8 protein-coding genes are annotated in these 8,579 nt (G+C 64.8%); 4 read left to right on the forward strand and 4 right to left on the reverse strand.

What is annotated here, in order from left to right; all coding sequences use genetic code 11:
• The 4 genes from E4O92_RS17610 to E4O92_RS25235 all read left to right on the forward strand — a co-directional run.
• Positions 1-1,282 (forward strand): type II secretion system protein GspD (locus E4O92_RS17610; RefSeq protein ID WP_307721754.1); only part of this gene is annotated, 1,282 nt, incomplete at its 5' end.
• 10 nt (positions 1,283-1,292) lie between these two features.
• Positions 1,293-2,717 (forward strand): type II secretion system ATPase GspE, encoded by a 1,425-nt coding sequence (gene gspE / locus E4O92_RS17615; protein ID WP_135190962.1) that lies wholly within the window; start codon positions 1,293-1,295, stop codon positions 2,715-2,717.
• Between the two features lies 1 nt (position 2,718).
• Positions 2,719-3,939 (forward strand): type II secretion system inner membrane protein GspF, encoded by a 1,221-nt coding sequence (gene gspF / locus E4O92_RS17620; RefSeq protein WP_135190963.1) that lies wholly within the window; start codon positions 2,719-2,721, stop codon positions 3,937-3,939.
• Between the two features lie 12 nt (positions 3,940-3,951).
• A complete protein-coding gene (locus E4O92_RS25235; protein ID WP_229483472.1) occupies positions 3,952-4,695 on the forward strand; it encodes a type II secretion system protein N in 744 nt (247 codons plus the stop codon).
• Between the two features lie 27 nt (positions 4,696-4,722).
• On the opposite strand, the gene E4O92_RS17630 is transcribed toward E4O92_RS25235, so the two are convergent.
• The 4 genes from E4O92_RS17630 to hslU all read right to left on the reverse strand — a co-directional run.
• Positions 4,723-5,454, reverse strand: a complete 732-nt coding sequence (locus tag E4O92_RS17630) for a helix-turn-helix domain-containing protein (RefSeq protein ID WP_135190964.1) — start codon at positions 5,452-5,454, stop codon at positions 4,723-4,725.
• Positions 5,455-6,094: 640 nt separating this feature from the next.
• Positions 6,095-6,577: an outer membrane beta-barrel protein gene (locus E4O92_RS17635; protein WP_135190965.1), complete on the reverse strand. Its 483-nt coding sequence runs from the start codon at positions 6,575-6,577 to the stop codon at positions 6,095-6,097.
• Between the two features lie 516 nt (positions 6,578-7,093).
• Positions 7,094-7,294: a hypothetical protein gene (locus E4O92_RS17640; protein ID WP_135190966.1), complete on the reverse strand. Its 201-nt coding sequence runs from the start codon at positions 7,292-7,294 to the stop codon at positions 7,094-7,096.
• A 54-nt stretch (positions 7,295-7,348) separates the two neighbouring features.
• Positions 7,349-8,579 (reverse strand): ATP-dependent protease ATPase subunit HslU (gene hslU / locus E4O92_RS17645; protein ID WP_135190967.1); only part of this gene is annotated, 1,231 nt, incomplete at its 5' end.

Raw genomic sequence — 8,579 nt, forward strand, 5'->3', positions numbered from 1 at the left:
CCCCGGCGGTGGCGGCGCGTTCGGCCAGCAGCCGGGCGCGACCGGCGGCGGCGCCACGGGCTCCGGCTTCATCCAGGCCGACGCCACCACCAACAGCCTGATCATCACCGCGCCGGACGCGATCTACCGCAACCTGCGCGCGGTGATCGACCAGCTCGACGTGCGCCGTGCCCAGGTCTACATCGAGGCCCTGGTGGTCGAGGTCGACACGACCAAGGACGCCAACTTCGGCGTGCAGTGGGTGGGCCTGACCGGCGACTCGACCAGCAATTACCGGATCGGCGGCCTGCAGTCGTTCTCCACCGGCGGCAATAACATCGTCAACCTGGCGGCGGCCAAGGCGGCCGGCATCGGGGCGCTCGCCCCGCTGGCGCCGACCGGGCTGTCGATCGGCCTGTTCCACCAGGTTGCCGGCCAACTGGGGTTGGGGGCGGTGGTGCGCGCCCTTCAAAGCGATACCAGCGCCAACATCCTGTCGACGCCGAACTTGATCACGCTCGATAACGAGCTGGCCACCATCAAGGTCGGCCAGAACGTTCCGATCGTCACCGGCTCGTTCACCACCTCGTCCAGTGGCGCCAACAATCCGTTCCAGACCATCGACCGCAAGGACGTCGGCCTGGTGCTCAAGGTGCGTCCGCAAATCTCGGAGGGCGGCACGATCAAGCTGGCGATCTATCACGAGAATTCGAGCGTGGTGCAGTCGAGCATTAACTCGTCCCAGGGCGTGATCACCAACATCCGCGCCTTCGAGAGCAATGTGATCGCCGACGACGGCCAGATCATCGTGCTGGGCGGCCTGATCGAGGATAGCAGCAACGAGAACGAGGAGCGGGTGCACGGGCTGGCCTCGATTCCGGTCATCGGCAACCTGTTCAAGTTCCGCTCGCGCGGGCGCACCAAGACCAACCTGATGGTGTTCCTGCGCCCGATAGTGTTGAAAGGCAGGGACGATTCGAACCAGATTTCGCTCGACCGTTACGACTACCTGCGGGCCGCCGGCAATGCCGCGCTGCCGCCACCTTCCGTGCTGCTGGAGAACCTGGGCGGGCCGGTGCCGCCGGCGCTTGATGCCAACGGCCAACCGATCGGGAGCAACGTGCTAGCCAGGATGCCGGAAAAACCAGCTGAGCAACCATCCCAGCTGGCGCCGGCCATGCAGGGCCTGCACCCGGTGCACCAAGCGCAGCCGGTGCACGAGTTGAATCCGGCGCAGCAGGCGCAGCCGGTGCAAGTGCAGCCGGTGCAGGAAGTGCGCCCGGGTGCGACGAACCAGAGATAAGATATACGAGATGAATAACCTGTTGCCATACGCTTTCGCGCGCGATCACGGCGTGCTGGCGCGTTCGAACGGCGACCCGACCCAGAGCGTGGAGGTGCTGGTTTCAACCGCCACCGCGCCGGCCGCGATCGCCGAGGTGTCGCGCCGCTTCGGCCGCATCGCGCTGCGCCGCATCGAGCGCTCCGAGCTGGACGACGCGATCGCCAGCGCCTATGCCGCCGCCAGCGGCGACGCTTCGCAGGTGGCGGACGAATTCGACGCCGACCTGGACCTGACCAAGCTGCTCAACGACGTGCCGGCGATCGAGGACCTGCTCGAATCGTCCGACGACGCGCCGGTGATCCGCATGATCAACGCGCTGCTGACGCAGTCGCTGCGCGAAGGCGCGTCCGATATCCACATCGAACCGTTCGAGCAGACCTCGGTGGTGCGCTTTCGGATCGACGGCACGCTGCGCGACATCGTGCGCCCGAAGAAGGCGATCCACGCGTCGCTGATTTCGCGTATCAAGATCATGAGCCAGCTCGACATCGCCGAAAAGCGCCTGCCGCAGGACGGCCGCATCACGCTGCGGGTGGGCGGCAAGCCGGTCGACGTGCGTGTCTCGACCCTGCCCACCGGCCACGGCGAGCGCGCCGTGCTGCGTTTGCTGGACAAGGAAGCGGGCCGGCTCGACCTGGGCCACCTGGGCATGAGCGCGGACCTGCTGCCGCAGTTCGACAAGCTGATCAACCAGCCGCACGGCATCGTGCTGGTCACCGGCCCGACCGGTTCCGGCAAGACCACCACGCTGTACGCGGCGCTGTCGCGCCTGAACGCGGCCACCACCAACATCATGACGGTGGAGGACCCGATCGAGTACGACCTGAACGGCGTCGGCCAGACCCAGGTCAACGCGCGCATCGACATGACCTTCGCCAAGGCGCTGCGCGCGATCCTGCGCCAGGACCCGGACGTGATCATGATCGGCGAGATCCGCGATTTGGAAACCGCGCAGATCGCGGTGCAGGCCTCGCTCACCGGCCACCTGGTGCTGGCGACCCTGCACACCAACGACGCCGCGTCGGCGGTCACGCGCTTGCTGGACATGGGCATCGAGCCGTTCCTGCTGTCGTCGTCGCTGCTGGGCGTGATGGCGCAGCGCCTGGTGCGCAAGCTGTGCCCGCACTGCAAGCGCTTCGACGGCACCCACTGGCACGCGGTGGGATGCGAGCGCTGCGGCCACACCGGCTACCACGGCCGGGTCGGCGTGTACGAACTGCTGGAGACCAACGAAGAGATCCGCGCCCAGATCCACAACCGCGCGCCGGAAGCTCAGATTCGCGACACCGCCATGGCCGCCGGCATGAAGACCATGCGCGAGGACGGCGAGCGCTGGCTCCAGGACGGCACCACCACGCTGCCCGAACTGCTGCGCGTGACCAAGGCGGACTGAGATGCCGGCATTCCGTTACGAAGCCGTCGATGGCGCCGGCGTCACCAAAAAGGGCGTGGTCAATGCCGACAGCGCCCGCTCGGCCAGGGCCGACCTGCGCGGCCAGGGCCTGACCCCGCTCTCCGTCGAGACCATCGCGGCCCAGGTCGACGAGACCGGCGCCACCAAAACCCGCGGCTTTGGCGAGCGCCTGTCGCAGGTCGAGCTGGCGCTGTTCACCCGCCAGCTGGCGAGCCTGCTGGAAGCGGGCCTGCCGCTGGAGCAGGCGTTCACCGCGCTGCTCGAGCAGGCCGAGCGCCCCTACGTGCGCGACCTGATCGCGTCGATCCGTTCGGAAGTGATGGGCGGCGCCTCGTTCTCGGCGGCGCTGACGCGCCACCCGCGCGACTTCGGCGACATCTACCGCGGCCTGGTCTCCTCGGGCGAACAGATCGGCCAGCTCTCGCGCGTGCTGTCACGGCTGGCGGACTACGTCGAGCGCCGCAACGCGCTGGTGCAGAAGGTGCGGCTGGCGTTCACCTATCCGGCGATCGTGACCGTGGTCGCGTTCGCGATCGTGATCTTCCTGCTCACCTACGTGGTGCCGCAGATCGTCTCGGTGTTCGCCAACACCAAGCAGAAGCTGCCGGTCCTGACGGTGGTGATGCTGGGCGTGTCGAACTTCGTGCGCGCCTACGGCATCTACATGGCGCTGGCGCTGATCGCCGCAGGGTTCCTGTGGCGCCGCGCGCTGCAGAACCAGGACCTCAAACGCCGCTGGCACGCCTGGCTGCTGGACGCGCCGGTGTACGGCAAGTTCGAGCGCAGCCTGAACACCGCGCGCTTTGCCAGCACGCTGGCGATCACCACCGGCTCGGGCGTGCCGATCCTGCGCGCGCTCGACACCAGCCGCGACACGCTGTCGAACGTGGCGATGCGCTCGCTGGTCGAGCAGGCCACCGCCAGCGTGCGCGAAGGCGTGAGCCTGGCGCGCGCGCTGTCGGCGCAGAAGTATTTTCCGCCGATGCTGGTGCATATGATCCGTGCCGGCGAAATCACCGGCGAGCTGCCGGCCATGCTGGAACGCGCGGCCAACGCCCAGCAGGCCGACCTCGAGCGCCGCACGCTGACCATCGCCGGCCTGCTCGAGCCGGTGCTGATCCTGGCGATGGGCTTGGTGGTGCTGCTGATCGTGCTCGCGGTCCTCATGCCGATCATTGAAATTAACCAGCTGGTGCACTGACCAAGGAGCCCGATGAAGCGTCTGCCCATTCTTTTAAGCCTGCTTGCCCTGATCGTGGTGGCGGCCTCGGTGGCGTACTGGGTGCTGCAGCTGGTCCAGCCGCCGCAGCGCCCGCTCGCCGCCGCCCCCATGGCTGCGGCGCCGCCGCCGCCGATCGAGTCCGCCGCCACGCTGTTCGGCGGCCAGGTAGCCTCGACGGCCACCAACTACACCCTGACGGGAATAGTGGCGGACGGGCGCGACAGCGTTGCGATCATCGTGGCCGAGGGCTCGCCGCCGAAAGCGGTTTCGCTCGGCAAGGAAGTCGCGCCGGGCGTGGTGGTGAGCGAAGTGCATGCGCGCTACGTGATGCTGTCGGACGGCGGCGTCAAGAAGCGCATCGAGCTGGCACCGGAAACCAAGCCTGCCGCCTCGATGGGAGTGGTCCAGCCGGCCGGCAGCGCGCCGCCGGGCGGCGTGCCGCCTGTTTCGGCCGGCCCGGTGCAGCAGCCGGTGCCGGAAGCGCCGCCGCAGCAACCGCTGCAACCGGCGGTGGCCCCGAACGGCAATCCGATGCCGGCATCGGGCCAGGAATCAGCCTTGCAGCCGGCGCAGCAACAGGCGGCGCCACCGGCACCCAATCCCGGCGCAAATCCCGGTGCAAATCCCAACGCAAATCCCGGCCAGACCGCGGCAGCGCCTCCGCCGCAAGTGCAGATGCCGCCACCGATGCGCACGCAAAGCGCCCCGGCGCACGCCAATCCCGTCACCCAGTAATCCTGGCGCGCATTGCGCCGCCGTCGCCTAACGCCGCAATTTCGTGAACGCGGCGAATTCCCACGACCTGAACCCCAGCAGCAGCGTAAAGCCGTCGCGCTCCTCGGTCGCCAGCTTGCGGTCGTTGCGGTGCAGCCGCGCCAGCTCGCCAGCCAATTGCTGGATCTTCTGCGTCAGCTCGTGCGCGCTGGCCATCGACAGCCGCGCCGGCAGGCACATCAAAGTTTCGCCGGGGCCGTCGAAGCGGCCGGCGAAATAGTCGGCCACCACGTTCTCGCGGAAGTACTGTTGCACCGGCCCGTCGGCCAGCCAGCGGAACGCGTTCGACACGCGCAGGCTGTAGCGGTTAAGCGGCTTGAGTTCGATCAGCCCCAACCGGTCGAGCTCGGCCATGCAGCGAATGCATTCCGCTTCCGTCAGCCGGTAGGTTTCGATCACCTGCTCCAGGCTCCAGTGGCCAAGGCAGCAGATCGCCACCAGCAGCAGCTTGGGATTGGCGACCAGCGATTTTTCCTGCGGCAGGGTCAGGGTGTCGGCATGCGGCCGGGCGTCGGCCGCGCGCCGCAGCACGTCTTCCAGCGCAACGCCGGAGGCCTGGCAGATCTGCGCCAGGCGCGATAGCGGCATGTCCTTTTGCCCGAACATGCGCTTGACGCTCGATTCGCTCATGCCGATGCGCTCGGCCAGCGCTTTGTAGGTGATGTTGGCCGCGCGCAGCTCGGCGCGCAGCACATCCAGTACCAGTTCGGGGGAACTCATGCTGCTCCTGTCCAATGGGGTAAGTACAAGATTGCAGTACCGAATGTACAGGTATCCGGTACTTCGCACAAGACGCTGGAAGCTCGGCCGCAAAGGAGGGAGACTAGGCTTGTCGGCGGCGCGAGCATCGCGCGCCCGCCAGGAGTCCCGGACAGCAGTCCGGCATGTTGCAGCGATGTCAGATTTTGCGGGCGCAGGCATGCTGGCGAGCACGCCTGCGGCGCATCTCAACTGGCCTGAGATAGCGGGCGCCCATCGCGGGTGCCCGCTGGCGGCCCTCCCTGTATAAAAACTCGACGCCAGACCGGCAAGATCGAGTTCGTCCACAAAAAAGCCAGAGCTTTAAATGACTTTTCGAAAATAGTCTCGCAACGGAAATGCGTTGCGAGATTTGCTGGTAATGTGCGCTGGAGAAACTGAACAGTGAACCAGCAAATATTTGAGTTAATACTCTAAATTCTCAAAAACAGGATTTAAATGTGCATCCGATACGCATCGGATCTGTAACGACAATCAAATGGCTCGCCTTGACCTGCCCGGAGCTGCTAAAAACAAAATGGGCGCGCCTTGCCGGTACAAGGCGCGCCCCATATTGCGAGTGCCGGTCAACTAGTGTTTCTGGCTATCGCAAATCGGCAAATCAGAACTTGTAGCCGACGCTCACACCGACGTTGGTGGTCAAGTTGGTCGGCTTTTGCACTTCCACACGGCCAAAGACGTTAGGAGCAAAGTTGTAGCCCAGACCAACGCCGTACAGGGCGCCGCTGTTGTTGACGTCGTCGCCGTTGAGCTTGCTGTAGCCCACGCGAGCGAACACGCTGAACTGATCCTTCAGCGGCACCGAGCCGACCACCGACAGGTGGGTCTGGTTGACGGTCGCATCGTAGCCCGAGCCGCGGACGTTGTCCCATTGACCCAGGCGACGGTAGCCGAGTTCAACAGCCACGTTTTCGTTCACGTCGTAACCCAGGAAGGCGCCGTAGCTGACCTTGTTGCTGTTGTTGTCCAGAACATCGGACTTGGTGCTGCCAACGTCCACGCCGCCATAGAAGGAGGTGGGAGCAGCAAACGAGGAGGAGGCCAGCAGAGTCAGGGCTGCAGCGGCAGCGATTTTCTTGAACATGTTATTTCCGATCAATATTAAAAATTTCTTATCACAACCCGCGAAATAAATGAATTTGGAGGATTGCTAATTCAAAATTATACAGCTCGAATAAATAACCTGCAGAGACAGTTCAATTTTGCGCGAGTTATCAGCGCCGCATATCGTTGAAATAACCTTGGAGAATATCGCGATGACGCGCGTAAATAATTACCGGAGTCGAAAAAGAAATCGACATTTTGTACAATATGTTTATCGCTGGTCGCTCGTCATTTGCAAATGAAAGCGGCGCATACGGGACCGGAAAAGAAAAAGCCGGGCAAAAGCCCGGCTCGTTTTACACAACTGGACAGCAACGCCATTTAGAGTAGCGCTTGGTCAAAATTAAGGCTATGTCGCCGTCGCCACCGCGAAGGCGGGGGCCCATACTGAGCCGGTGTAGCACGCGGCCTATGGGGGGAACAGCGCCAGTGGCGCTGTTCCCGCCGGGCTGCCGCCGACGGAGCAAGCGGTGGGACAACGCTGGTCGTGGATCAGTTACTCGTCGCTCTCGGGCGTCAGCTTGATCTTTTTGAGCGCGCGCTTGGCCTCCTGCCGCTCGCTTGAGAGTGGTTTGGCGTGGGCCCCGGCCGAACGGTTCTTGGCCAGCGCCGCGAACGGGTTGCGCGGCTTGATGGGTGGGGTAGGCTCTACGCGCAAGCGCATTTTCTGGCGCGTCGCCAGGGCCTTGTTCGCCATGGCCTTCTCCTTTTTAAACGTTGCGGGTCGAGCTTTGGCCCGACCCGCAAGCGGTCACAGTACGTAGCGCGACAGGTCTTCGTTGACCGCCAGCTTGTCCAGCCGCGCGTTGACATAGCCGGCGTCGATGGACACCACCTGGCCACCGGCGTCGCTGGCCGAGAACGAGATTTCCTCGAGCAGCTTTTCCATCACCGTGTACAGCCGGCGCGCGCCGATGTTTTCGGTGCGCTCGTTGACCGAGTACGCGATTTCGGCCAGGCGGTGGATGCCGTCGTGGACGAACTCGATGCGCACGCCCTCGGTGCCCAGCAGCGCCTCGTACTGCTTGGTCAGGCTGGCGTCGGTGCTGGTCAGGATGCTTTCGAAATCGGCGATCGACAGCGACTCCAGCTCGACCCGGATCGGGAACCGGCCCTGCAGTTCGGGGATCAGGTCGCTCGGCTTGGACAGGTGAAACGCCCCCGAGGCGATGAACAGGATGTGGTCGGTCTTGATCATCCCGTACTTGGTGTTGACCGTGGTGCCCTCGACCAGCGGCAGCAGGTCGCGCTGCACGCCGGCGCGCGAGACGTCGGCCCCGCCCGTTTCCGAGCGCGACGCGATCTTGTCGATCTCGTCGAGGAACACGATGCCGTTCTGCTCGACGTTGGCGATCGCCTTCTGCTTCATCTCGTCTTCGTTGATGAGTTTGGCGGCTTCCTCGTCGATCAGCAGCTTGAGCGCGTCCTTGACCTTGACCTTGCGCGGCTTCTTGCGCGAGGCGCCCACGCCGGCGAACATCGTCTTGATCTGCTCGGTCATCTCTTCCATGCCGGGCGGCGCCATGATTTCCATCTGCGGAGCCGAATCGGCCACCTCGATCTCGATGTCGCGATCGTCCAGCGCGCCTTCGCGCAGGCGTTTGCGGAACGTCTGGCGGGTGGCGTCGCCTTCCTTGCTTTCGCTGGACACGTTAAAGCCGAAGTCGCGCGGCGGCGGCACCAGGATGTCGATCACGCGGTCTTCGGCCGCGTCCTCGGCGCGCTGGCGCACTTTCTTGAGCTCGCTGGCGCGGGTCTGCTTGACGCCGATGTCGACCAGGTCGCGGATGATAGTGTCCACGTCGCGCCCGACATAGCCGACCTCGGTGAACTTGGTGGCTTCGATCTTGATGAAGGGGGCGTCGGCCAGCTTGGCCAGGCGGCGCGCGATCTCGGTCTTGCCGACCCCGGTCGGGCCGATCATCAGGATGTTCTTCGGCGTGATCTCGTGACGCAGCGGTTCCTCGACCTGCTGCCGGCGC

The sequence above is a fragment of the Massilia horti genome, assembly GCF_004614195.1.
GTDB classification, from domain to species: Bacteria; Pseudomonadota; Gammaproteobacteria; order Burkholderiales; family Burkholderiaceae_D; genus Telluria; species Telluria horti.